17 protein-coding genes and 1 pseudogene are annotated in these 20729 nt (G+C 72.3%); 10 read left to right on the forward strand and 8 right to left on the reverse strand.

The window, feature by feature from the left end:
• Positions 1-331: 331 nt before the first annotated feature.
• Both QQK26_RS11825 and QQK26_RS11830 read right to left on the reverse strand, forming a co-directional pair.
• Positions 332-1960, reverse strand: coding sequence for a sensor histidine kinase (locus tag QQK26_RS11825; RefSeq protein ID WP_284232991.1), 1629 nt, complete (start codon positions 1958-1960; stop codon positions 332-334).
• Between the two features lie 163 nt (positions 1961-2123).
• Positions 2124-4622 (reverse strand): MMPL family transporter, encoded by a 2499-nt coding sequence (locus tag QQK26_RS11830; RefSeq protein ID WP_284232992.1) that lies wholly within the window; start codon positions 4620-4622, stop codon positions 2124-2126.
• Between the two features lie 123 nt (positions 4623-4745).
• On the opposite strand from QQK26_RS11830, the gene QQK26_RS11835 reads away from it, so the two are divergent.
• Complete coding sequence (locus QQK26_RS11835) at positions 4746-5348, forward strand: TetR/AcrR family transcriptional regulator (RefSeq protein ID WP_284232993.1); 603 nt, start codon at positions 4746-4748, stop codon at positions 5346-5348.
• 292 nt (positions 5349-5640) lie between these two features.
• On the forward strand, positions 5641-6924 hold the full coding sequence (locus tag QQK26_RS11840; RefSeq protein ID WP_284232995.1) for an MFS transporter: 1284 nt from the start codon (positions 5641-5643) through the stop codon (positions 6922-6924).
• A gap of 60 nt (positions 6925-6984) precedes the next feature.
• Here QQK26_RS11840 and QQK26_RS11845 read toward each other — a convergent pair whose 3' ends face one another.
• A complete protein-coding gene (locus QQK26_RS11845) occupies positions 6985-7599 on the reverse strand; it encodes a TetR/AcrR family transcriptional regulator (RefSeq protein ID WP_431308036.1) in 615 nt (204 codons plus the stop codon).
• Between the two features lie 115 nt (positions 7600-7714).
• Here QQK26_RS11845 and QQK26_RS11850 point away from each other — a divergent pair, with 115 nt between their 5' ends.
• Both QQK26_RS11850 and QQK26_RS11855 read left to right on the forward strand, forming a co-directional pair.
• On the forward strand, positions 7715-8542 hold the full coding sequence (locus QQK26_RS11850; protein ID WP_284233001.1) for a sugar phosphate isomerase/epimerase family protein: 828 nt from the start codon (positions 7715-7717) through the stop codon (positions 8540-8542).
• On the forward strand, positions 8539-9669 hold the full coding sequence (locus QQK26_RS11855) for a Gfo/Idh/MocA family protein (RefSeq protein ID WP_284233003.1): 1131 nt from the start codon (positions 8539-8541) through the stop codon (positions 9667-9669). The genes QQK26_RS11850 and QQK26_RS11855 overlap by 4 nt, the downstream gene beginning before the upstream one ends.
• Positions 9670-9731: 62 nt before the next feature.
• Here QQK26_RS11855 and QQK26_RS11860 read toward each other — a convergent pair whose 3' ends face one another.
• A complete protein-coding gene (locus QQK26_RS11860) occupies positions 9732-11384 on the reverse strand; it encodes an aldo/keto reductase (RefSeq protein WP_348520010.1) in 1653 nt (550 codons plus the stop codon).
• An 83-nt stretch (positions 11385-11467) separates the two neighbouring features.
• Positions 11468-11731: pseudogene (locus QQK26_RS16230) on the reverse strand (Gfo/Idh/MocA family oxidoreductase); the annotation flags it as partial.
• Positions 11732-11828: 97 nt separating this feature from the next.
• Here QQK26_RS16230 and QQK26_RS11865 point away from each other — a divergent pair.
• Positions 11829-12890: a LacI family DNA-binding transcriptional regulator gene (locus tag QQK26_RS11865; protein ID WP_284233005.1), complete on the forward strand. Its 1062-nt coding sequence runs from the start codon at positions 11829-11831 to the stop codon at positions 12888-12890.
• A 69-nt stretch (positions 12891-12959) separates the two neighbouring features.
• On the opposite strand, the gene QQK26_RS11870 is transcribed toward QQK26_RS11865, so the two are convergent.
• Together QQK26_RS11870 and QQK26_RS11875 are read right to left on the reverse strand one after the other, a co-directional pair.
• Positions 12960-14276 (reverse strand): SLC13 family permease, encoded by a 1317-nt coding sequence (locus QQK26_RS11870; protein WP_284233006.1) that lies wholly within the window; start codon positions 14274-14276, stop codon positions 12960-12962.
• An 86-nt stretch (positions 14277-14362) separates the two neighbouring features.
• Positions 14363-15724 carry a homoserine dehydrogenase gene (locus tag QQK26_RS11875; RefSeq protein WP_284233008.1) on the reverse strand — a complete coding sequence of 454 codons (1362 nt, stop codon included), beginning with the start codon at positions 15722-15724 and terminating at the stop codon, positions 14363-14365.
• Between the two features lie 162 nt (positions 15725-15886).
• On the opposite strand from QQK26_RS11875, the gene otnK reads away from it, so the two are divergent.
• Genes otnK through QQK26_RS11890 form a run of 3 tightly spaced genes read left to right on the forward strand, consistent with a single transcriptional unit; the run spans position 15887 to position 18554 of the window.
• Positions 15887-17107, forward strand: coding sequence for a 3-oxo-tetronate kinase (gene otnK, locus QQK26_RS11880; protein ID WP_284233010.1), 1221 nt, complete (start codon positions 15887-15889; stop codon positions 17105-17107).
• Positions 17104-17751, forward strand: coding sequence for a class II aldolase/adducin family protein (locus tag QQK26_RS11885; RefSeq protein WP_284233012.1), 648 nt, complete (start codon positions 17104-17106; stop codon positions 17749-17751). The genes otnK and QQK26_RS11885 overlap by 4 nt, the downstream gene beginning before the upstream one ends.
• A 23-nt stretch (positions 17752-17774) precedes the next feature.
• Positions 17775-18554, forward strand: coding sequence for a DeoR/GlpR family DNA-binding transcription regulator (locus QQK26_RS11890; RefSeq protein WP_284233014.1), 780 nt, complete (start codon positions 17775-17777; stop codon positions 18552-18554).
• Positions 18555-18557: 3 nt separating this feature from the next.
• Here QQK26_RS11890 and QQK26_RS11895 read toward each other — a convergent pair whose 3' ends face one another.
• Positions 18558-18860 carry a DUF1905 domain-containing protein gene (locus QQK26_RS11895; RefSeq protein ID WP_284233016.1) on the reverse strand — a complete coding sequence of 101 codons (303 nt, stop codon included), beginning with the start codon at positions 18858-18860 and terminating at the stop codon, positions 18558-18560.
• 51 nt (positions 18861-18911) lie between these two features.
• On the opposite strand from QQK26_RS11895, the gene QQK26_RS11900 reads away from it, so the two are divergent.
• Positions 18912-19862, forward strand: coding sequence for an arsenic resistance protein (locus tag QQK26_RS11900; RefSeq protein WP_284233018.1), 951 nt, complete (start codon positions 18912-18914; stop codon positions 19860-19862).
• Positions 19863-19925: 63 nt separating this feature from the next.
• Positions 19926-20480, forward strand: coding sequence for a dihydrofolate reductase family protein (locus QQK26_RS11905; RefSeq protein WP_284233024.1), 555 nt, complete (start codon positions 19926-19928; stop codon positions 20478-20480).
• Positions 20481-20729 lie beyond the last annotated feature (249 nt).

The raw sequence follows: 20729 nt of genomic DNA on the forward strand, positions 1-20729 counted from the left end.
GAATGTATAACGAGCCGGTAACGGCGGCAAGTTATCGAACCGTTATTTTCGCTGGGAGTTCACCAAGGAGCCCTCGATCCCCGTCGTTGCGGGGATCGGGCGGCATCGCCGCGCCCCCGCGTGCCGCCTGCTCGACGGCGTCCGTGGCCCGCGCGGCCCTCGCACTGGGGGTCTCGACCCCGCTCGCACGCAACACCGTCCGGAAGCGCTCGGTCTTCGTGGGGCCCGTGGGGAGCGCTCCGGCTTCAGGGCTGGCGTCCAGGGCAGCGAGCAGGCTGCCGGGCAGCCAGGCCCGCCCGATGATGCCCGCCTCGCGGTCGACGCAGGTCGCTCAGGCCGGTCCGGGGAAGGATGCGCGCACGGTCGTGCCGACGCCCTCCACGCTCGCGACCGTCAGTGTGCCGCCGTGCGCACCGACGAGCCCGCGCGCCACGGCGAGACCCAGCCCGGTGCCCCGGATCTCGTGGCGCACCACGTTGGCGCCGCGATGGAACCGGTCGAAGATGCGCGGCAGGTCGTCGGCGGGCACGCCCATGCCGGTGTCGCGCACGATGAGGGTCGTGCCGCCCTCCCGGCGCTCCGCATCCACCTCGATGGAGCCCTCCGTCGTGTACGACACGGCGTTGCGCAGCAGGATGACGAGCACGCGTTCGAGCATCACGGGGTCGGCGTGCACCGGCGTCCCGGTGGGCACGGCGACGCGCAGGGGCACGCGTGGTGCATCCGGCAGCTGCTCGGCGGCCCGCTCGACGAGATCGCGAGCGGAGAGGCTGACGGGTCGGGGCGTCGGCGCTGTGCTGCTCGCCGCCAGGAAGCGCTCCGCGAGGTCCTGCAGCTGCTCGGCGCCTCGGCTCATCGCGCGCAGCGGGCGGCGCACGCCGTCGGGCAGCTCGCTGTCCTCGAGCAGCTCGAGGTGCCCGATCATCGCGGTCAGCGGCGTGCGCAGCTCGTGGCTCAGCGTGGCGAGCGACGCCTCGCGCGATCGCACGGCCTCGAGCAGCTCGGTCACGTCGTGCCCGACGAGCACCGCGCCGCGGTAGCGGCCGTGCTCGTCGATGACCGGTCGACCGTTGTTCAGCGTCGCCCGCTGCTGTCCGGGCGGTCCGACCCAGTAGAGGACGTCGCGGATGGTCTCCCCGCCGATCACGCGCACGACCGGCTGGCGCTCCGGCGGCAGCGGCGTGAACCCGTCGGCATCGTAGGCGTGCTCGAGCGCTCCGGTGTCGGGGTCGAAGCCGGCCAGATGCGCCAGCTCGCGGGAGACGCGGTTGTCGAGGATCACCCGGTGCTCCTCGTCGAGGAACGCGAGCGCCACGTTCACCTCGTCGGCGACGGTGCGCAGGATCACGCCGGCCCGCTCCTGCTCCATGACGGCCTGCTCGCGATCGCGTACCGCCTCCTCGCGGTCGCGCGCGGCGCTCTCGACCGCGAGCTGCGAGAGCTTGAACCGGTGCGCCTGCGCGGCGACCACCGAGACCACCGCGACCGTGAGCAGGGTCAGGGTGAGCAGTTCGACCACGGCGCGTGCATCGGTCGGTACGTCGCCGTTGATGGCGTCGGGCACCCAGATGACGACCACCGAGCCGACCAGCGCCAGCACCGCACCCGTGCGGCCGAAGGCGAACGCCAACCAGAGGAGCGGGAACGAGAGCAGCAGGTAGGTCGCGTTGAGCACGTCGCCGACGACGTGCAGCAGCAGACCGACCGTGGTCAGGTTGAGGTCGACGAGCACCAGGCGCCAGAGCGGATGCAGGCGCTCCCACGGCACCGCGAGCGTCAGCAGGATCGCCGCCGCGACGAGGGCCAGACCGACGAGGAACTGCACGTGGAGCAGCCGTTCGGGCGCGATCAGCGCGGTCGCGACCGTGACGACCGCGACGCATGCCGTGAACGGCGCCTGCGTGCGCACGAGCAGGGCGAGCCTCGTCGGCGCTCCTCCCGTACGGGACCTCTGCTGCATGACGGACGGCTCCCTCGCTCGGACGGGTACGGCGATCATCCACCCCGGCGCCCGGTCTGCACGGCGTTTGATCCCAAAAGGTCGTCCCATGGCCCCGAACTGGGGTGCGCCGCACCCGCGGAGGGCGCCGCATCCGCTCGGATGCGACGCCCTCGGGGAGCCGTCAGCGAGGGACGGGATGCGCGCGCTCGAGCGCGGCGCCCTCCACGTCGACGTCGGGCAGGATGCGGTCGAGCCACTTCGGCAGGTACCAGGCCGACCGGCCGAACAGGTGCATCAGCCCCGGCACGATGAGCATGCGCACCACGAACGCGTCGAAGAGCACGCCGAACGCGAGGCCGAAGCCGAGCGGACGGATCATCGCCATGTGCGAGAACACGAAGCCGCCGAAGACGGAGACCATGATGATGGCCGCCGCGGTGACGACCGCGCGTCCGTTGCGGAACCCGGCGGTCACCGCCTGCCGTGCGGGCAGGCCGTGCACGTACGCCTCGCGCATGCCGCTGACCAGGAACAGCTGGTAGTCCATCGCCAGGCCGAACAGCACGCCCATGATGATGATCGGCGCGAAGCTCAGCAGCGGGCCGGTCGCCTCGACGCCGAACACCGGGGCGAGCCAGCCCCACTGGTAGACCGCGACCATGCCGCCGAAGGCCGCGACGAGCGAGAGCACGTAGCCGCCGGTGGCGATGAGCGGCACGAGCAGCGAGCGGAACACCAGGATCATGATCAGCAGCGACAGGCCCACCACCACCGCGAGATAGACGGGCAGGGCATCGGCGAGCTTGGCGGAGACGTCGATGTTGGCGCTGGCCTGGCCGGCGACGCCCAGCTCGACGGTGCCGACGCCGTCCACGTCCACCGGGCTGAGGGCGCGCAGTCCGGTGACCAGCTCCTCCGTGTCCACGCTCGACGGGCCGTCGGAGGGGATCACCTGGAAGAGCAGGAAGCCCCGGTCGTCGGACGTGGCGGCGGGCGCCACGGCGGTGACGTGCTCCTGGCCCATGAGGAAGTCCGCGACGTCCGCCTGCGCGCCGACCAGCGCGTCCTCGGCGACCGGGTCGTCGAGGGATGCGGTGACCACGATCGGTCCGCTCTGCCCGGCCCCGAACGCCTCGTCGATGGCCGCGTACGCGCGGTACTGGGTGGTGTCCTGCGCCTCGGTGGAGCCGTCGGGCAGGCCGAGGCGCATGTCGAGCGCGGGGATGGCGACGACGAGCAGCGCGACCGCGCCGACGAGCACGCGGACGACCGCCGCACCGGTGCGCATCGGCTTCGGCTCGACCGCGGCGTGCGAGTGGTGGCCTACCCGCGCTCGCTGCCTCTTCGGCAGCAGGCGCAGGCCGAGCAGCCCGAGCAGCGCCGGGGTGAGGGTGACCGCGACGAGCACGGCGATGAGCACGCAGACCGCGCCGACGGTGCCCATCACGCCGAGGAAGCCGATGCCCGTGATGTTCAGGGCGAGCAGCGCCACGATGACGGTCGCACCGGCGAAGACCACCGCGTTGCCGGCGGTGCCGTTGGCCAGGCCGATGGACTCGTGCGCCTCCATGCCCTGCAGCAGCTGGCGACGGTGGCGGTGCAGGATGAACAGCGAGTAGTCGATGCCGACCGCGAGGCCGACCATCGCGCCGAGCGCGGGGGTGACCGACGACATCTCCACGACGCCGGAGAGCGCGAGCGAGCCGACCACGCCGACGCCGACGCCGACGATCGACGCGATGATCGGCATGAACGCGGGCAGCAGCACCCGCAGCATGATGATGAGCACGAGCAGCGCGACGACGACGCCGATGATCTCGCCGGGGCCGACGAGGCCGTCGACGGACTGCGCCAGCGTGCTGTCCCAGTCGATGGTCACGCCGTCGATGCTCGCGGCGTCGAGCGCGTCGACGACCGCCGTCTTGATCTCGGCCGGCAGGCTGAACTGGTCGTCGTCGAAGACGACGGAGCCCATGGCGGTGGCGCCGTCCTCCGAGACGGTGCGGATGCCCGCGGCGGCGTCGAGCAGGCGCTGGCCGTCCTCCAGCTGGGCGGCGTTCGCCTCGAGCTCGGCCTCGCCGCTCTCGAGCTGCTCGCGACCCGCGTCGAGCTGCGCCTGCTGCGGGGCGAGCCCGTCGAGCTGCGCCTGCACCTGCGCGGCCGCGGCGGGCCCGGACTGCTGCGCCTGGGCCAGCGCCGCCTCGAGCTGCGCCCGACCGGCGTCGAGCTGCGCCTGGCCGGCGTCGAGCTCGGCGCGGCTGGCCTCGAGCTGCGTGCGCCCGGCGTCGAGCTGGGCGGCGCCCTGCTCGAGCTCGGTGCGCTGCGCCTCGAGCTGCTGCTCGGTCGCGAACGGGTCGACGACCTGGTTCACGCCCTCGAGGTCGGTCAGCGAGTCGAGCAGCGCGGTGATCTCCCGCTGCTGCGGTTCGGTGAACGCCTCGCCGTCCTCGCTCTGGAACACGACGGTGCCGTTCGCGCCCGCGGCTCCGCCGAGCTCGTCGGCGATCTGGTCGGTGACGCGCGTCGTCTCGGTGCCGGGGATGCTGAAACTGGTCGCCAGCGTGCCGCTGAAGGCGAGGAAGGCGCCGCCGGCGAGGCCGAGCGTCACCAGCCATCCGACGAGCACGAGCCAGGCGCGGCGGGCCGAGAACCGGCCCAGGCGGTAGAGGAGGTTCGCCATGGAGGCAGGACCTTTCGGGTGGAGGGGGTGGGGTGCGATCCACTCTATGAGACAGGTGTGCAGAAAAAGACGGATGTCTCGGAACTCGCAGCGAGCATCCGGTTCAGCTGGCAGGATCGGAGCATGGACCCCCGGATCGCGCGCACCCGCCGCGCGCTGCAGCAGGCGCTGCTCGGGCTGGTCCGCGAGCGCGAGCTCGAGGCGGTGACCATCGCCGACGTCGTCGAGCGCGCGGAGGTCACCCGCAGCAGCTTCTACCTGCACTACTCCGACAAGGAGACGCTGCTCGCCGACGCGCTCGACGCGCTCGCCGAGGAGGAGGGCGCCGAGCTGCCCGAGCTGCTCGAGCTCATCGCCGAGCCGCCGCAGGCGCTCATCGCCTACCTGCGCCACTTCGATGCGAACGCCGAGGTCTACCGGCGCGTGCTCGGACCGCACGGCTCGGCCGTGGCCTCCGACCGGCTGCACGCGAGCATCGAGGCGCTCGCCGCGAGCGCGCTGGCGCAGACGGGGACGGATGCGTTCACCGACGTGCCCCTCGACGTCGCCGCCGCCGGGCTGGCCGGCTCCGTCGTGGGCGTGCTGCGAGCCTGGATCGCCCGCGAGCCCCGCCCCTCGGTCGAGGAGGGCGCCGGCTGGATCTGGCAGGTGCTGATCGGCCCGGGTGGGGCGTGGCAGTCGATGGGCGCCGAGCGCCGCGATCGAGCGACCTCGCCCCTCGACTGACGGACTCCCAGGTCGCCGCCCGACCCTCCCTTCCGGGCCGGTCGGGACGTCCGCTCCGATCGGACCGCGGCGTCTCCGCCGCCGCGACACGCCGGAGGAGCTCGAATCGGCGCATGCTCCCGCGACGCTCCGTCGCGCCGTGTCGAGTGTCGACAATCCGGGGGATCCGGCGGTTCGAGACGCCGATCCGCCGACGACATCCGTCGGTCGAGCGTTTGCGGCGCAGGATGCGCGCGCATAAGATCTCGCAACGCCGACCACTGGTCGGTTTGTTGGACTCAAGGAGGCGTCAATGGCAAGCACCGATCCCGCGCACGTCGAGCATCCGCTCACGCGGCCGGTCAGCACGGTCCCCGTCGGCAAGCGGTACTTCGCGGGGCTCTTCGCCGCGCAGTTCGGGCTGTTCGTCGCGCTGCTCACCCCGGTGCTGCTCAGCATGCAGCTCAAGGTGCAGGAGCTCGCACCCGACAACGCCGCCGAGCTCATCGCCGCGGTGCTGCCGTTCGGCGCCCTCGGTGCGCTCATCGCCAATCCGCTCGCCGGTCAGCTGAGCGACCGCACGCGCTCGCGCTGGGGCCGCCGCCGCCCGTGGCTCATCGGCGGCATCGCGGTGTTCCTCGTCGGACTCGCCGTGGTCGCCTTCGCGCAGGACCAGCTCACCCTGACCATCGGCTGGGTCGGCACGCAGGTCGCCGCCAACGCGGTGCTCGCCGCGCTCGTCGCGAGCTTCGCCGACAACGTCCCCGAGTTCCAGCGCGGCAAGGGCTCCAGCGTCATCGCCATCGCGCAGAACACCGCGATCCTCACCGGCACCTACGCCTCCGTGCTGCTGGTGGGCAACCTGCCCGTGCTCTTCATCGCGCCCGGCATCCTGGCCGTCATCGCCATCGTCTGGTACGCGATCGTCGCCCGCGACGAGGTGCCGGAGCACACGGTCAAGCCGCTCAACATCGTCTCGCTGATCGGCTCCTTCTGGACCAACCCGTTCACGAACCCCGACTTCGGCTTCGCCTGGTGGTCGCGGTTCCTGATCACGCTCGGCACGTTCATGTTCACGACGTTCCGACTGCTCTACATGCAGCAGCACCTCGGCCTCACCGTGCAGGACGCCACCCTCGCGGTCGCCAACGGCGTGCTCATCTACACGATCGCACTGCTCGTCAGCGCGGCCGTCTCCGGATGGCTCAGCGACAAGCTCGGCCGCCGCAAGATCTTCGTCGGCGGCTCGACCGCCATGACGGCGATCGGCCTCGTCGTGCTCGCGCAGGCCAACGACCTGTCGCACTTCTACTGGGCCGAGCTGCTGCTGGGCTTCGCCTACGGCATCTACACCGCCGTGGACAACGCGCTGATCGTCGACGTGCTGCCGAACCCGGAGCGCCCCGGCAAGGACCTGGGCGTCATCAACATCGCCAACGCCCTCCCGCAGTCGGTCGCCTCGCCGCTCGCGCTCGTCTTCCTGACGATGGGCGTGCAGTCCGGCGCCGAGTACAACTACCAGGCCATGCTCTGGGCGGCGGGAGGGGTCACGCTCATCGGAGCGCTGGTCATCATCCCGATCAAGAAGGTGCGCTGACGCCGTCGAGCGGATGAGCGGATGCGGTCGCGACCACCCGGTCGCGGCCGCATCCTCGGTTCAGGACGGCTGCGGCGGAGCCAGCAGCGTGGTGAAGGAGCGCAGCGTCTCCTGCAGGTCGATGGACGGCTCGAGCAGCCACTGGATCTGCAGGCCGTCGGATGCGGCGACGATGAGCGCTGCGATGCGCGCAGGGTCGACGTCGTCCCGCACGAGCCCGGCCGCCTGGTCCCGCGCGAGGTCCTCCGTGAGCGCGGCGCGCACGGCCTCGAAGCGGTGCGTGAAGAAGGCCTTGCTCGCCGTGCTGTCGGCCTCGAGCGAGGCGGCGACGAGGGTGGAGTAGAGCTGCACCAGTCCGGGCACCTCGACGTTCTGAACCGCGGCGCGCACCATCACGTCGGTCGCCAGCGCGGGCCGGTGCTGCGCGTTCGCCTCGTCGCGTCGCGCCTCGGCGTGCTCGTAGACGGCGACGAGCAGCTGCTCGCGGGAGTCGAAGTAGTGCAGCAGGGCGGCGTGCGAGACGCCGAGCGCCTGGGCGATGCGACGCAGCGAGGTGCCGTCGGCGCCGCGCTCGGTGAAGACCTCGATCGCGCGGTCGAGGATCTCCCGGCGGCGGGCCACGCCCTTGGCGTAGGAGCCGCTGCGGCCGATCACGGGAGCCTCGTCGCTGGTCATCGTGTCAACGTATCCCATAAATACCTCCACGCGGAGGCTTTTCTGGTAGCTTCGGTGAACGGCACTCCGATGTGCCGACCTCAACACGACAACGATGTACGAAAGAAGGTCCCTCGTGGCGCTTCCCGTCGCTTCCGTCCAGCTCTACACGCTGGCCAAGGAGTTCTCCGACGACCCCAACGGCTCGCTCGAGAAGCTCGCCGCCATCGGCCTGAAGAACGTCGAGGCCTTCGACTTCGTCCGCCGCCCCGCCGAGATCCGCGCCGCGCTCGACGCGAGCGGCCTCGCCTCGCCCACCGGCCACGCCCCGCTGCTCTCCGACGAGCTGTGGACGCCCGACGGCTCCATCCCCACCCCCGCCCCCGAGGTCGTCTTCGAGGCCGCCGCCGCCATCGGCATGAAGACGGTCATCGACCCCTTCGTGGCTCCGGAGCGCTGGCTCACCGAGGAGGGCGTCGCCGACATCGCCGAGCGCCTCAACAAGGCCGCCGACGTCGCCGCCGGCTTCGGCCTGACGGTCGGCTACCACAACCACGCGCAGGAGTTCGTCGCCTCCTTCGACGGCAAGACCGCCTACGAGCGCTTCGTCGAGCTCACCGACGACCGCGTCGAGATCGAGCTCGACCTCTTCTGGGCGATCGCGGGCGGCCAGGACGCTCCCGAGCTCGTGAAGTCGCTCGGCTCGCGCCTCGTGGCGGTGCACGTGAAGGACGGCATCGCCCCGAAGAGCAACCCCTGGGCGCCCGGCGCCGAGGCGTTCGCCTCGTCCAGCCTCGACCAGCGCCACGCCGGCACCGCCGAGGTGCCGCTCGCCGAGTCGCTCAAGGCCGGCGAGGGCGCCATCAAGTACGCCGTCATCGAGTACGACAACGCCCCTGGCGACGTCTTCGAGGACATCCAGGCGAGCTACGAGTTCCTCACGAAGGGCGGCTTCGTCGCATGAGCGGCCCCATCGGGATCGGCGTCATCGGCGTCGGCGTCATCAGCGACACCTACCTCGAGAACCTGGGCTCCTTCCCGGACGTCGAGGTGCTCATCGTCGGCGACCTGCTGCTCGACCGCGCCGAGTCGCAGGCGAAGAAGCACAACATCCCCGCGCACGGCTCGGCGGCCGACGTGCTCGCCCACCCGGGCGTGCAGGTCGTCGTCAACCTGACGATCCCCGCCGCGCACATCGAGGTCTCCTCGGCCGCCATCGCCGCCGGCAAGCACGTCTGGAGCGAGAAGCCGATCGGCCTCGACCGCGACGGCGCCGCGCAGCTGCTGAAGGACGCGGCGGCCAAGGGCCTGCGCGTCGGCCAGGCGCCCGACACCGTGCTCGGCCCGGGCTTCCAGTCCGCCAAGCGCGCGATCCAGGCGGGCGTCATCGGCGAGCCGATGTTCGCCTCGACCACGTTCCAGACCGTGGGCCCGGACCTGTGGCACCCGGACCCCGCGTTCCTCTTCGCCAACGGCGCCGGCCCGCTGCTCGACATGGGCCCGTACTACTTCACGGGCCTCGTGAGCCTGCTCGGCTCGGTCGACCGCGTCGCCGCCGTGGGCCGCAAGAAGCTCGAGGAGCGCGTCATCCGCTCGGGCCCCAAGGCGGGGGAGACCTTCCCCGTCGAGGTGCCCACCTCGCTGCAGGTCATCGCCGGCTTCGAGAGCGGCGCCCAGTCGGCCAGCCTGCTGAGCTTCGACTCGGCGCTCGAGCGCCACGGCGTCTTCGAGATCCACGGCACCGAGGGCTCGATCATCATCCCCGACCCGAACATGTTCGAGGGCAGGATCCAGTACGTCAAGGCGCAGACGAAGCTCGCCGACGGCGACTGGGGTGGCCAGGAGTTCATCGACATCGAGCAGGAGGGCGTGGTCACCGGCCGCGGCCTCGGCCTGCTCGACATGGTGCGCGCCATCGCCGAGGACCGTCCGCACGTGGCCACCGGCGAGCTCGGCTACCACGTGCTCGACGTCATGCTCTCCGCGCAGGAGTCCGCCGCCAGCGGCGAGTTCCTCAAGGTCGCCAGCTCGATCTCGGCCCCCGTGCCGACCGTGCCGGTCGACTTCGACCCCTTCGCCAGCACGCTCTGATCCGCTGCTGACACGGGAACGCCCCGCTCCTCCTGGAGCGGGGGCGTTCTGCGTGTGCGGGATCAGTCGCGCAGGTCGAGCCAGGCCACCTGCTCGGGCGTGAGCGTCACCGAGAGGCCGGTCATCGACGAGCGCGCCTCGGCGATGGTGCGCGGGCCGAAGAGCGGGAACGTCGGGAACGGCTGCGCGAGCACGTAGGCCAGCGCGATGGCCGTCGCCGGCACGCCGAACTCGGCGGCGAGCTGCTCGGCCCGGCGCAGGCGCTCGAAGTTCTCGTCGCTGTAGTAGCAGCGCACCAGCTCCGCATCCGTCGTCACGTCCGGGCGGGCGCGGCCCGTGAAGAAGCCGCGCGCCTGCGACGACCACGGCAGCAGCGTCACGTTCCGCTCCTCCAGCCACGCCTTCGAGGCACGGTCGGTCACGTGCTCGCAGCCCGCCCACGGCACATCGAGCGCCTCGGCCAGGCCGAAGTGGTTCGACAGCACCGTGAAGCCGTGCTTGCCGTTCGCCGTCGCGTACTCGTTGGCGGCGTCGAAGCGCTCCGGCGTCCAGTTGGAGGCGCCTGCGACCCGGATGCGGCCGGCGCGGATGTGCTCGTCGATGACGTCGACGAACTCGCCGACCGGCACCGCGGGGTTGTCGCGGTGGGTCATGTAGATGTCCGCGTAGTCGGTGCCCTGGCGCTCGAGGCTCTCGAGCAGCTGGCGGCTCACCGACTCCGGGTCGTTGAAGGGCGTGTGCGCGCCCTTGGTGATGACCACCACGTCCTCGCGCACGCCGCGGTTGCGCACCCACTGCCCGAAGCGGGTCTCGAGCTCGCCGCCGCCGTAGAGCCAGGCGGTGTCGAAGGTGTTGCCGCCCTGCTCGAAGAAGTGGTCGAAGATGGCGGATGCGTGGGCCAGGTCCGCCTGGTTGTCGACGCCCATGACGAGCCGCGAGACGGGCTTGTCGAGGCCGGCGATCTCGCCGTACGGCATCGGCGCGTCGGCGCGGCGGGCGAGCGGACGGCCGGTGACGGTCGGGATGTCGCTGGTCTCGGTCTCGAAGGGGTAGCGCAGCTCGAGGGCGGCGCGCCACTGATCGAGCACCTTGGCGTTGCCGAGGGTGTCGTCGAGCGAGACCTCCGCGGTCTCGAGGTCGGCCGCTGCCGTCGCCGCGGCCTCGAGGCCGTAGGGCTCCACTCCGGAGAACTCGACCGTGCGCGGCTGCTCGCCGACGATGCGGATCTCGAAGCGCTGCGCCTCGGTGAGCGTCCACGGGTCCGTCAGACGGATGCTGCCCTTGGAGCCGAGGATGGTGGCGGTGTTCTCGTCCTCGAGCGCGACGCCCGAGCGCACGGTCGCCGTGGCGCCGCTGGCGAAGACCAGCTGCGCGACCGCCCACTCGTCCACGCCGGTCTCGCCGATGGTGCCGGCGCCGGTCACCTCGATCGGGTCGGCGAAGGCGGACCCCTGCGCGGCGCCGGCCACGGCGCGGGCGAAGGAGACGGGGTATCCGCCGACGTCGAGGATGCCGCCGCCCGCGGTGGCGGGGTCGTAGAGCCGGCCCTCGCGCGCGCCGGTCTGGAAGGCGAAGGACGCCTCGACGTGCACGAGCTCGCCGATGGCGCCCTCGCGGACCAGGTCGAGCACCGCCTTCGTCTGCGGGTGGAAGCGGTACATGAAGGCCTCGACCAGTGTGGTCCCGGCGCTGCGGGCCACGTCGACCACGGCCATGGTGGTGCCGAGGTTCGGGGTGAGGGCTTCTCGACGAGCGCCTTCTTGCCGGCCTCGGCGGCGGCGATCGCGAGGTGCGCGTGGCCGGTGTGCACGGTGGCGATGTAGACGGCGTCGATCGAGGCGTCGGCCAGGATCTCGTCGTAGGTGCCCGTGCGCACGGCATCGAAGCCGAACTCCGCGGCGTACGTCGCGAGGTCCTGCGCGCGGCCCGCGTCGGTGCTGCCGACGGCGGCGAGCACGCCGCCGGAGGAGGGCAGCTGCGAGACGAAGCGGCGCGCGATGGATCCGGCGCCGAGCACCGCCCAGCGGGTCGCGGTCGCATCGTTGTGGTCGTGGGCTGACATCGTCGTCCTTCCGAGTGGGGCCTGCGTCGTGAACGTTCACGAGCGTGTCGACCGTGAACGTTCACGGTCACGGCGACGGTATCAGTATCCTGAGGCCGTGACAACGCATCCGACCCCGCCGGCGCAGGGCTCCGACGCCGCCTCCGGGGTCGATGGCGCACCCGCGTCGAGACCCGCGACGATCCTCGACGTCGCCGCCGCGGTCGGGGTCTCCCGGCAGACCGTCACCCGCGCCATGAACGACCTCCCCGGCGTGAACGCCGCGACCCGGGAACGGGTGCTGGAGGCCGCCCGTCAGCTCAACTACCGGCCCAACCGGGCCGCGCAGGGTCTCGTGCGCGGCCGCGAGATCACCGTCGGCCTCGTCGTCGACGACCTGCGCAACCCCTACTACCCCGAGCTGGCGAGCGAGTTCTCACGTGCCGCCGCCGGCCGCGGCTGGGGCGTGCTGCTCAGCGACCTCGGCGCCGACCCCGCGGTCGCCGCCGAGCGCCTCGCCTCGCTGGCCCTGCGCGTCGACGCGGTGGTCTCCTTCATGGCGCTCGGCGCGCTGCGCCCGGCGCTCGGCTCCATCCCCGTCGTGCAGATCGGCGCGCAGCAGGGCGACGGCATCGCCGGCTGCGACGCGAGCGGCGAGGGGCGGCCGGATGCGGGTGACGCGATCATCGGCATCGACGACCCGGCGGCGGTGCGCGACGCCGTCGAGCACCTGCTGGCCGGCGGGCGCCGCCGCATCGCCATGATCGACCACGGCCCGGTGCGATCGGTGCGCGCGGCCGCCTACGAGCGGATGCTCGCCGAGCGGGGATCGCATCCGCTCGTCATCGAGGCGGCCCACGGCGACGGCGTGCGCGCGGCCGAGGCGCTGCTGGACGCCGAGCCGAGAGCCGACGCCGTGCTCGTCTTCAACGACGTGCTCGCGATCGGCGCCCTGCGCGGTCTCAGCGCGCGGGGCGTCCGCGTGCCGGAGGACGTCGCCGTGGTCGGCATGGACGGCCTCGATGTCAGCGCCCTCGTGACCCCCGCCCTCACGACGCTCGCGATCGACCTGCCGGGCCTCGCCGCACACGCGGCCGAGCTCGCCGACGCCGTGCTGCGCGGCGAGCGGCCCGCGCCGCGCACCGTCGCGCGCGAGCTCGTCGTGCGCGAGTCCGCGTAGCCGCCCGCAACGCCGGACGGCGGCGCCCCTCGTGATGAGGAGCGCCGCCGTGCGAGCGGATGCGGAGGCCTACGCCCAGAGGAACGGCACCACGAAGAGCGCCAGGGTGATGACCGGCCCGACCACCACCATGGTGAGCCCCCAGATCGTGAGGTGCCGGTAGACCATCTGGCGGTCGTCCTCGTGCGTGGAGGCGACGATGGTCGCGCCGGTCGTGCCGAAGGGCGCGCAGTCGACCAGCGAGGCCGAGATGGCGAGCGCGTAGATGAAGCCCGTCATCTCGAGCCCGCCGCCCGGGATCAGCAGCGGCACGGCGAGCGGCACGAGGGCGCCGATGATGCCGATGGTCGAGGCGAAGGCCGACACGAGCGCCGCGATGACGCACATCACGAAGGCGGCGATGAGCGGCTCGTCCACCGAGCGGGCGAACTCGCCGAGCTGGTCGATGGCGCCGAGGCGCGTGAGCACGCCGACGTAGGTGATGATGCCGCCGAGCAGCAGGATCGTGTTCCAGTCGACCTTGCCGAGGGCCTCCTTGCCGACCTTCGGCTTGATGAAGGCGAGCAGCACGGCCAGCGTCAGCGCGACGGCGCCGAGGTTGAGGTCGACGTCGTTGAGGGTGAGCGTGAAGAAGAGCACCACGAGCACGGGGATCGCGATGAGGGTGAGCACGCCGTAGCCGGTGAGCTTCGGGGCTTCGGTCTGCACCTCGGTCTTCACGGCGGTGCCGCCGCCGTTGCCGAGCGATCCGCCGTCGATCGCATCCTTGCGAGCCGCGCGCCCGCGGGCGATGAGCCCGCGGCCGCCGAACATGAGGAAGGCCGCGAGCACCACGACCGCGTTCACGCCGACCGAGAGCCCGAACATGAGCGCCGGGTTGTAGGCGATCTCGGCGGTGTTCGCGACGGTCATCACGGTGATGCCGACGATGCTCGTCGGGGCGAGCGCGCCGCCGACGATCGCCGAGCTCATGACGATGCCCATCATCGTCGAGTGGATGCGGTGCTTGTGCGCGAGGCTCATCGCGATCGGCACGATCGTGAAGGCCGCGTGCGAGGTGCCGAGGCAGGCCACGAGGGTGCCGACGATCCACATCGCCCACGGGATGAGCGCCACCCGGTCGCCGATGAGGCGGACCGAGCGGTCGACCAGCCAGTCGACGGCGCCGACGGTGCGGGCGATGCCGAACAGGTAGGTGATGCCGAGCAGGATCAGCAGCGCGTCGACGGGGAAGCCGCCGAGCACGTCGTCGAGCGGCTCGCCGACGAGCAGCACGCCGACCATGAGCGCGGCCACGAAGGCGAGCGCGCCCATGTGCACGTTGCGGATGGCCGAGATCGCGAAGACGGCGACCAGCACGATGAGGGCGACGATCTCCACGTTCACGGGCGGGCCCCCATCCGCTCGGTCATGGGGTGGTGGTGAAGGTGCATCGTCGTCGATCTCCTGGTTTCGAGGGGTGGGGGTGGGGGTCAGCGCGGCAGCGCGAGTCCGCTGCGGTAGGCGGCGAGGGCGGCCTCGGGCGCGCCCTTGAGGTCGTCGAGGGTCACGAGCGAGCCCGCGGCGACCGGCCGGCGCAGCGTGGCGCCGGAGAGCAGGTAGTACGGGGCGATCTCGCCGGCGTCGGGATCGACGATGACCGGGGCGACGCCCGCGATCTCGTGGTGGTGCCCCTCGACGCGGAACGAGGTGCCCGGCTCGAGATCGCCGATCGCACGGGCGGCGAGGATCGTGTGCTGGCGCGGCTCGGGCGTGCTCGCCGTGCCGTCGACGGCGGCCGCGATGGTGAGCGGCGTCTCGATGCCCATGTAGTGGTAGGGCCAGTAGATGGCGGCGTAGCGCCCGTCCCGGCTGACGACGTGGCCCTTGCCGCGCAGGATCTCCCAGGTGACGGGGTCGCCGGTGCGCACGATCGCGAAGACCCCGCCGGCGAAGCTCGCCTCGCCGGGCAGGCGCAGCATCGAGAACACGTCGACGGCGCCGGTGCGGCCGATGAGGCCGCCGTGCTCGCGCTCGGCGTAGAGGTCGGCCAGCTCGTCGGGGCGGGCGACGGGGTAGTGCATGCCCTCCACGTCGGCGACGCCGCCCGTGTAGAGCGAGACCACGTTCATCTCGCAGTAGTCGGCGGCGGCACTGCGCTTGAGCGCCGCGACGGCATCCGCCCGGGCGGCGAGGGTCGCGTGCGGGTCGTCGCCGAGGGCGAGCAGCCCGGCGAGCGCGGGCGCGTCGATCACGGTGCCGTTCTGGTTCACGGCGCCGGTGGCCGGGTCGAAGTTCAGGTCGTACTCGCTCGACTTGCCGAGCGCGACGATGTCGAAGCCGCACGCGAGCACCCAGTCGACGAGGCGGATGAGGTCGGCCGGCTGATCGCCGTCCCCCGGCAGGTAGCGCAGCCCCTTCGCGCGGGCCTTGGCGGCGAGCGCGACGCCCGCCACCGACTCGATCTCCTTGCTGACCATCACCACGTGGGCGCCCCGCTCGAGGGCGGTGTCGGCGTAGGCGTGGCCCGCCTCGACGCGTCCGGTGGCTTCGACGAGCATGTCGACGGCGCTCCAGTCGATGGCGTCGCCGGCGGCGATCGCCGCGACCCGGCCGGCGGCGAGGGCCTCGGAGGTCTCGGCCGCGGTGACGGGGGTGGCGATCGACTCGGCGGGCACGCCGAGCTCCAGCAGCATGCGGGTGACGCCGGCGACATCCGGATCGACGAGCTGGGTCGCGGTCATGTCGGGCAGGCGGCGCAGCTGGTCGAGCAGCGTGCGGCCGTAACCGCCGTTCGCGCCCGTGAGGAGCACGCGGATGGGGGCGCTGCGGCGCGGCTTCGGGCTCTGGATCACCGTTGTTCCTCTTCGTTCATGGGCCCAGGCGGCGGAGCGTGGGCGAGCGTCGCCACTGTAGTCGGGATTCACAGAAAATCAAATATCGCACCAAATCGTCACATATGCTGGGATGGTCCAGCCCGCATCCGCCCGGGCGCCCGCAGAACGAAGAGGTCCACCATGCAACTCGGCGCCGTCGCCGACGACTTCACGGGAGCCACCGACCTCGCGACCACCCTCACCACCCGCGGCTTCAGCGCCGCCGTGGTGATCGAGGATCGCCCCGTCGACCCCGCTCGCCTCGCAGGGCTCGACGCCGTCGTCGTCGCCCTCAAGTCGCGCACCGCCCCGGTCGCGCAGGCCGTGGCCGAGAGCGAGGCCGCCATCGATCGGCTGCTGGGCTGGGGTGCCGAGCGCCTCTACGTGAAGTACTGCTCGACCTTCGACTCCACCGACGAGGGCAACATCGGTCCCGTGCTCGACGCCGCACTGGCACGGCTCGGCGCCGACCGCACGGTCGTCGTACCGGCCTTCCCCGCCAACGGACGCACCGTCGAGGACGGCCTGCTCTCGGTGAACGGCGAGCTGCTCGAGCACTCGCCGATGCGGCACCATCCGCTCACCCCCATGACGCGCTCGCGCCTCGCGGACCTGCTGGCCCCGCAGACGCGGGCGACCATCACCGAGATCCCGCTCGCCGTCGTGCGCTCCGGTGCGCTCCGCGAGGCGATCGCGGCCGCACCCGCCGGCTACCTCGTGGTCGACGCGGTCGCCGACGACGACCTGCGCAGCATCGCCGCCGCCACCGACGACCTGCGCCTGCTCTCCGGCGGCGCGGGCCTCGCGATCGGGCTGACGCCCGCATCGAGCGGACGAGCGGACGCCTTCCCGCGCTTCGCCGGCCGCCGTCTCGTCGTCTGCGGCTCCGCCTCGGCCGCCACGCGCGGTCAGATCGCGGATGCGCGCGAGCAGGGCCACCCGCTGCGCAAGGTGGACGTGGCGAACGCCCTCGCCGATCCCGCCGCCGAGGTCGCGGCGCTCGCCGCCTGGGTGCGGACGCTCGACCCGGACGCCGTGCCGGTCGTCTACTCCGTGGGCGAGCCGGCCGATGTCACGGCGGATGGCGGCGCCTCCGCCGAGGCCGTCGAGCGCGTGCTGTCGAGCCTCGTGGCCGAGCTGGCCCGCGACGTCGACCGCGTCATCGTCGCCGGCGGGGAGACGAGCGGCGCCGTCGTCAAGGCGCTCGGCATCGACGTGCTGCGGATCGGCCCGCAGCTCGCGCCCGGCGTCTGCTGGAGCGCCGCCGTCGCCGAGGGCGGCCGCGAGCTGGCCATCGTGCTCAAGAGCGGCAACTTCGGCGCCGTCGACCTCTTCTCCAACGCATGGGAGCTGCTGCCGTGAGCGCCGTGCACCGGCTCATCGAGGCGGGCCGGACCCTCGTCGAGGCGGGCCTCAGCCCGGGCAGCTCGGGCAACCTCAGCGTCCGCGACGGCGAGGGCCTCGTCATGACCGGCACCGGCACGCAGCTCGGCGCCCTGCAGCCGCGCGACCTGGCCGTGCTGACGCGCGACGGTGCGCACGTCGAGGGGGCCAGGCCCTCCAAGGAGGTGCCGCTGCACGTGGCCCTCTACGCCAAGAACCCGGCGCACGAGGCCGTCGTGCACGTGCACTCGCCCTACGCCGTCGCGCTCGCGTGCCTCGCCCCGTGGGCCGAGCACTCGGCCGTGCCGCCGCTCACCCCGTATTCGCTCATGCGGGTCGGCCAGGTGCCGCTGCTGCCGTTCGCCGCGCCCGGCGACCCGGCGATGGGCGCGCTCATCGGCGACAGCCCGCATCCGTTCCACGCCGCCCTGCTCGCCAACCACGGCGCCGTCGTCAGCGGCGAGACCATCGAGCGGGCGGTCGACAGCGCGATCGAGCTCGAGGAGGCCTGCCGCATCGCCGTGCTCACCGAGGGTCGCGAGCGCAACCTCATCCCGGTCGAGCAGGTGCTCGCCATCACCGGGCGCTGGGGCACCCCGTGGACGCCGGCGCCAGTAGGCTGACCGACGCGAGGAAGGCAGGGTCGATGTCGCAGACGGCGCCCATGATCCCCGAGCAGCGCCGCGACACGATCGTCCGCCACCTGCAACGGGAGCGCGTGCTCAGCTACCGGCAGCTCACCGAGCTGCTCGGGGTGAGCTCGATGACCGTGCGCCGCGACGTCGCCGTGCTCGAGGAGCAGGGCCGCGTCAGCGCAACCCCGGGCGGCGCCAAGCTCGTGTCGCGGCTGCTCGCCGAGCCCAGCAGGGCCGAGAAGCAGGAGGCGGACGTGGCCGAGAAGGCCGCCATCGCCCGTCTCGCCGCTGGCATGGTGCGCGACGCGATGACGGTCTACCTGGATGCGGGCACGACCGTGCAGGCGATGCGCCCCTTCCTGCAGGACGTCGCCGACCTCACCGTCGTCACCAACGACCTCGCGACGGTGCAGGCCTTCCTCGATCACCCGGGCGTCGACCTCATCTGCATCGGCGGCCGCGTCGAGAAGGCCAACCTGTCGACCATGGGCCGGCTCGCCGGTCTCGCACTGGCCGAGCTCTCGCTCGACCTCGCGTTCATCTCGTCGAGCTCGTGGGACCTGCAGCACGGCGTCACGACGCCGGTCGAGGCCAAGATCGAGGCGAAGCGCGCCGCGGTCGCCGCCGCCGAGCGCTCGGTCCTGCTGGCCGACAGCAGCAAGTTCGGCCGCTTCGGCAAGTACCGCGCGCTGCGTCTCGACGAGCTCGACGCAGTGGTCACCGATGCCTCGCTGCCGGCGGAGGCCGCAGCCTCGCTGGGCGCGGCCGGGCTGGAGCTGCGGCTCGCCTGAGCCTCAGAAGTCGACCAGCTCCACCTCGACGCCCTCGACCAGGTCGCCGAGCAGCAGCCCCTCGGCCTCGCGCACGGCCTTCTTGACCGGCAGCAGGTAGGTGCCGCTCTCGCCGCCCGGGAAGATCGAGGTGCGGAAGCTCGATCCGCCGATCCGCGCGTCGACCCGCACCGAGCCCCATCCGCCGGTCTGATCGCCGACGACCTCGCGGATCATGTCGGCCGCGTCCTCGGGCAGGTCCACGAAGGTCCAGAGCTCCTTGCGCGCGGCCCAGCGGTACAGCTCGGCGTCGAAGGTGAAGCGCATGCGCCCATCCTGCCGCGCACCACCGACAGCGGCGAGCCCTACATTCGAGGGATGAGCGGATGGATGGAGCGGCACCAGGCCCCGCTCCTGCTGGCCGCCGTGGCCGCGGGCGCGCTGCTCGGCCTGCTGCTGCCGCAGGCGGCCGGTCTCGCCCCCGCGATCACCCCGCTGCTCGGGCTCGTGCTGCTGGCGACCTTCCTGGCCGTGCCCTTCCGGCGGCTGGCCGAGAGCCTGCGCGACTGGCGCTTCCTGCTGCTGCTCGGCGCCGTGAACTTCGTGCTCGTGCCGGCGCTGGTCTGGGCGCTCACCCGCCTCGTCGCGCACGACGCCGCCGTGCTGCTGGGCGCCGCGCTCGTGCTGCTGACGCCCTGCATCGACTACGTCATCGTCTTCGCCCGCATGGCCGGCGCCGCCGCCGAGCGGCTGCTGGCGGCCGCGCCGGTGCTGCTCGTGGCGCAGGCGCTGCTGCTGCCCGTGCTGCTGCCGCTGATCACCGGTCGGCACGTCGAGGTCGAGCCCGAGCCCTTCGTCGAGGCGCTGCTGCTGCTCATCGTGCTGCCGCTGCTGCTCGCCGCCGCGCTGCAGTGGGCGGCCGCGCGCTGGCGCCCGGCTCGCTCGGCCGAGTCGGGGCTCGCCGCCGCGATGGTGCCGCTCATGATGGCGACCCTGCTGGTCGTGGTCGCCTCGCAGCTCGCCGCGATCGGCGCCGCCCTGCCCCGCCTGCTGCCCGCCGCGGGCCTCTTCGCGGTCTTCGCCGTCGCGGTCGCGCTGCTCGTGGCGCTGCTGGTGCGCCTCGCCCGCGTCGATGCGCCGCGCGGCCGGGCGCTCGTGCTGAGCGCAGTGACCCGCAACTCGCTCGTGGTGCTGCCGCTCGCGCTGGCGCTGCCCGCGCCGCTGGTGCCGCTCGTCGTGGTCACCCAGACCGTGGTCGAGCTCGTCGCGCTCAGCGCGCTCGTGCGCCTGCTGCCGGCGCTCTTGCCGGGTGAGCGGACGCGCGGCTAGCGTCGCTGGCATCGCTGATCGCCGCCGCGCATCCGGGCACGGCCCGGGAGGAGGACCGCATCGATGGCCGAGCTCGTCTACTCGATGATCATGTCGGCCGACGGCTACCTGAACGACGCCAACGGCGGCTACGACTTCGCGATGCCCTCCGACGAGGTCTTCGCCGAGACCCTCGTGCTCGCGCGCGAGACGACGCTCGACATCATGGGCCGGCGCATGTACGACGAGATGGCGATCTGGGACGAGTGGATCGAGCACGAGCAGCAGGACCTGCGCGACTACGCCCGCGCGTGGGCGGACGGCGACAAGATCGTCGTCTCGCACACCATCGCCGAGCCGCGCACCGCGCGCACGCGGGTCGTGCCCGAGCTGACCGTCGCCGACGTCCTGCGCCTCAAGGGCGAGTACGACGGCCGGATCGCGATCTCGGGGCCGACGCTCGCGGCGCCGTTCATCCGCGCCGGGCTCATCGACGAGTTCCAGCTCTGGGCCGCCCCGGTGCTCGTCGGCGGGGGCACCCGCGTGCTGCCCGATGGTGTGCGGCTCGACCTCGAGCTGCTCGAGTCGAAGGCGTACGCCGACGGCATGACCTATGCCCGCTACCGACCGCGGCGCTGAACCGGCGGATTCCGGACCCGACCAGCGCCGGGCCTTGCGGTTCGCGAGCCCGCATCGTTACTGTGAACGAGCCGAACACGCAGAGAGGAGCTGGCAATGACTGATTTCCGAATCACCCGAGCGGACGCGATCCGCACCGCCCGCTTCTTCCGCGGCCTCACCGACTGACCGGCTGACGACCTCCGTCACCGTTCACGGTGACGTTGCAGAAGAAGCATCCGGTCCCACCGCCCCACCCGGCGGTGGCCG

Origin of the sequence: Arenivirga flava (assembly GCF_030161575.1) — a bacterium.
Classification (GTDB): domain Bacteria; phylum Actinomycetota; class Actinomycetes; order Actinomycetales; family Microbacteriaceae; genus Arenivirga; species Arenivirga flava.

What these genes read in the sequence shown, in the direction of transcription:
- QQK26_RS11840 (WP_284232995.1), top strand. Translation starts at nt 5,641, where the DNA reads ATGGCAAGCACCGATCCCGCGCACGTCGAGCATCCGCTCACGCGGCCG.
- QQK26_RS11830 (WP_284232992.1), bottom strand. Translation starts at nt 4,622, where the DNA reads ATGGCGAACCTCCTCTACCGCCTGGGCCGGTTCTCGGCCCGCCGCGCC.
- QQK26_RS11900 (WP_284233018.1), top strand. Translation starts at nt 18,912, where the DNA reads ATGAGCGGATGGATGGAGCGGCACCAGGCCCCGCTCCTGCTGGCCGCC.
- QQK26_RS11905 (WP_284233024.1), top strand. Translation starts at nt 19,926, where the DNA reads ATGGCCGAGCTCGTCTACTCGATGATCATGTCGGCCGACGGCTACCTG.
- QQK26_RS11860 (WP_348520010.1), bottom strand. Translation starts at nt 11,384, where the DNA reads ATGGCCGTGGTCGACGTGGCCCGCAGCGCCGGGACCACACTGGTCGAG.
- QQK26_RS11825 (WP_284232991.1), bottom strand. Translation starts at nt 1,960, where the DNA reads ATGCAGCAGAGGTCCCGTACGGGAGGAGCGCCGACGAGGCTCGCCCTG.
- otnK (WP_284233010.1), top strand. Translation starts at nt 15,887, where the DNA reads ATGCAACTCGGCGCCGTCGCCGACGACTTCACGGGAGCCACCGACCTC.
- QQK26_RS11855 (WP_284233003.1), top strand. Translation starts at nt 8,539, where the DNA reads ATGAGCGGCCCCATCGGGATCGGCGTCATCGGCGTCGGCGTCATCAGC.
- QQK26_RS11890 (WP_284233014.1), top strand. Translation starts at nt 17,775, where the DNA reads ATGTCGCAGACGGCGCCCATGATCCCCGAGCAGCGCCGCGACACGATC.
- QQK26_RS11845 (WP_431308036.1), bottom strand. Translation starts at nt 7,599, where the DNA reads ATGACCAGCGACGAGGCTCCCGTGATCGGCCGCAGCGGCTCCTACGCC.
- QQK26_RS11895 (WP_284233016.1), bottom strand. Translation starts at nt 18,860, where the DNA reads ATGCGCTTCACCTTCGACGCCGAGCTGTACCGCTGGGCCGCGCGCAAG.
- QQK26_RS11835 (WP_284232993.1), top strand. Translation starts at nt 4,746, where the DNA reads ATGGACCCCCGGATCGCGCGCACCCGCCGCGCGCTGCAGCAGGCGCTG.